The organism is Sulfuricurvum sp. (genome assembly GCF_022759005.1).
Taxonomy (GTDB): domain Bacteria; phylum Campylobacterota; class Campylobacteria; order Campylobacterales; family Sulfurimonadaceae; genus Sulfuricurvum.
Window position 1 is genome coordinate 1 of sequence record NZ_JAEMQA010000031.1, and the last position, 3,051, is coordinate 3,051.

Annotated in this window: 3 protein-coding genes; all 3 read right to left on the bottom strand. The window is 35.1% G+C overall.

The genetic code is table 11. The annotated features are described in order from the left end of the window. The coding region (locus tag JHC35_RS01550; RefSeq protein WP_295041623.1) for a hypothetical protein at positions 1 to 629 on the bottom strand (629 nt) is incomplete at its 3' end. Positions 630 to 909: 280 nt separating this feature from the next. Beyond that, on the bottom strand, positions 910 to 1,299 hold the full coding sequence (locus tag JHC35_RS01555) for a type II toxin-antitoxin system PemK/MazF family toxin (RefSeq protein ID WP_295041624.1): 390 nt from the start codon (positions 1,297 to 1,299) through the stop codon (positions 910 to 912). A gap of 106 nt (positions 1,300 to 1,405) precedes the next feature. Then, positions 1,406 to 2,965 (bottom strand): FtsK/SpoIIIE domain-containing protein, encoded by a 1,560-nt coding sequence (locus JHC35_RS01560; protein WP_295041625.1) that lies wholly within the window; start codon positions 2,963 to 2,965, stop codon positions 1,406 to 1,408. Positions 2,966 to 3,051: the final 86 nt, after the last annotated feature.

Sequence of the window (3,051 nt, forward strand, 5' to 3'; positions counted from 1 at the left end):
TGAGGAGATTTATGTTTTCTTTTATCAACTTGCAATCCAAGCATCATACGATAGTAAATTGCTTTTATAGTTTCTTCATAATATTCACTGGAATCAAATAAAGCTATAATACTTGGATCGGTAAGTTTTGCAATTTTTTGTTGCCCATTTGGCATTTGTTTTATATATTTAGGTATCAAATTATTTTCAATACTTTTGATAATTCCGCCCCTAAAATCTTTATAATGAAAATTCCTCCAATCTTTCACAAATGGGATATTACATTTGCGATAGAATCCATCTGCATAATCAGTAAAACCGTTCATTAATTCATCTATTGAATTAGCTTTACTAATAGTAATGAATCCTTGTTTCCAGTTAATGTGATCATTTCTCCCTGTTGCACAACCAAAGTATCGTTCCATATAAGCTTCATTGTTATCAACTATTCTATCAGCATGATTTAATACTGCAATCGCAGCATTTTTTCTTAATTCAAAATTACTTTCATCAATTTTAGACATAATTTCAAATAAGCTGATTGGAGTTGCACATAATTTTCCGTTGTGTGTTTTGATAATATCAAGAATACATTTTTTACCTGTTCCGATCGCATACCAAACATTTGTATCAGCAATAATTGTTTTCAAAGAATATTCCTTTTTTAACATATCATGGAACATCGAAATACACTTCATCTAATCGTTTCATGCACTACTTTGTTTAAAGTTGATTTGGCATATAATTCCTTCACTTACGGTGAGCCTCTGCACGCACGCTAACCTTGTTCTTATAAACCCCAAGACAACATCCGACTTACTCATACTCATCATAGACATATTCTTTAATACTTCTTTAACATTTATGGAATATAATATCGATCTAATTTCCTTCGGGACTGCCCTCTTGGTTTCCAAGTGGGATAAAACCTCAAAAGTCAAGCAAATTCTTCAAATTATCTTTTAACAGTTTAAATTCTTCCTCTTTGATCATCCCTATTTTTTTAGCCAATCGTTTTGCGTCATACACTTTTGCTTGCACCAAAAGAGCCGTACTTTTTTGATTTGGGAGTAATTCAAATTCAAAGAAAAAACTTCCCATTCTACTTTGCGTAGAAAGCGGAACTCCAAAAAATAGATTTTTGTTCAGCTTCTTAATAACCAAAACGGGTCTTGCGAAATCAACACCTTTACCGTTTTGCTCAAATCCAACATTCTCTCCAACGCTTGCCCAATAAACTTCTCGTTCTTTAAACTGGATGATATTACTTCTTGTATCAACTTGTTTTTTGACTTCATTCCACTCGTCAAACTTTTTCATTATCACCTCGTATTGATTCAATTCAAACATTTTAACCTAAACCCCTAAAATGTAGATTTATACTCCATTGCCCTATTGGTTGATAGGGACGGCACTATTAAATACTTTAAGGAGTGATGTTATTTTTAATCAAATACCCGTTCACTAACTTTTGATTGATAAATTGATGGTTGATTTTATCCTGAAAATACTCCACAATTTCTTGATACATATCCATCGCTTTTTCGGAGTTGTTCATCAACCCAAGTTTCTCAAACAATATTTTTTGACCCCACATCATACTAATAATTGTTGCTTTGTCCTCATCCCCAAGAATGGAAACGATATCACTTGTTTTGACATAGATTGATTTCATAAAAGTATATCTATCTCCCGTTCCGTGCGTTTCGGTTCCGTCTTTGAACATTAGCGTCCCGATTGCGAAGTTGTCAGGGTTGTATCCTAACTCCTTCATTTTTTCAGTTGATATGATTGCGTCATAAAATCCGCTTGTCTTTAATAACCCACCCGAAATACACATCTCCCTCACTATTATCGGTAGGAAATCTGCGGTCGCTTTTTGTCCATAAAAACATAGGAATAGCCGTAATGCTCTGGATTTAACCATGATTTTTGATAACTTTTCTTCAATGGTCGAAAAATACTTTTTCAGGGGAGTGTTTCCCTTCACACCACTCAAAGTAATCATCCATTGATTAATTTCATCACAAAGAATATACCATTGTTTTCGTGGGCTTGCCCGTAATCCCATTCGCATACACTCTTCTTCACGCTTAACCATTTCATCATAGACCGTTTCAACCATCACGCAAAAATCTTTTATAGACTTTCCAACCTTCACTTTTCCGTTCAGCAAATTATCGTAAATCATCATCTCAACGCCACCTTTCAAATCCAGGATATAGATGAACTCGTAGTTTTCGTGATTGTAAAAAGTTGAAATTAGGTTCCCATTGATATGAGTGCTTTTGCCCGAGCCGGTTGTGCCAATAAAAATACTGTGAGAAAGTTTTTGGTCGGATATGTAATAGTATTCTCTTTTAATCGTGTATCCCACCAAGTTGTGGTTCTTCTTCAATAGTTTTGGGTCAAATGGTATTTTCCCAAACGGGTCTTTGAAAGTCAGCTCAACCGAATTGTGGGTCTTGCGCTGTGTCGTGAAATAATCGTTCTCCTCGATTCCCAAATATTCCCTGATATTTACAAAGTCCTTTTGGTCGCTGTATTTATCGAAGTCAATAACATTGTTTCGGTTATTGAATATAGCTACACCATTTTTCTTGTCGTATTTATAAAGGGTGTCATAAATCTTTTCACCCTCTTTATTAACCGTGTATAGCTCCAATTTTTCGGGTAGCTTTTTCAATCGTGCGTCAAATCGTTTGATTATTTTATTGCCTTTGCTGTCGATGATGACATCACTATCACCATTCTCTCCAAAGTTCATTTTTCCACCCAAATATCTATAAGAGTCCCATAAAACATAAACACTGGCAATTATTGCAACGGAGGGGTGAAATAAGCTACTCATAGCCAAATCTATTGACTTTGACATATTGGAAGCGGTTACATAATGATATGCCATAGAAGCCGTATAACCCCCTAATACGCCCACAAAGATTGAAAGGGGTAGCTCGTCTTTAAAGAAGGTCTTTTTTTGCTTCATCAGCGACCTCTTTACTCAATATCGTTTCAAGTCGCTCCACCTTGCATCGAAGCCGTACCATTTCAAAAATCAACATAATCACCAGT

Coding starts and splice junctions, on each gene's coding strand:
- JHC35_RS01555 (WP_295041624.1), bottom strand. CDS start 1,299: ATGAAAAAGTTTGACGAGTGGAATGAAGTCAAAAAACAAGTTGATACA.
- JHC35_RS01560 (WP_295041625.1), bottom strand. CDS start 2,965: ATGAAGCAAAAAAAGACCTTCTTTAAAGACGAGCTACCCCTTTCAATC.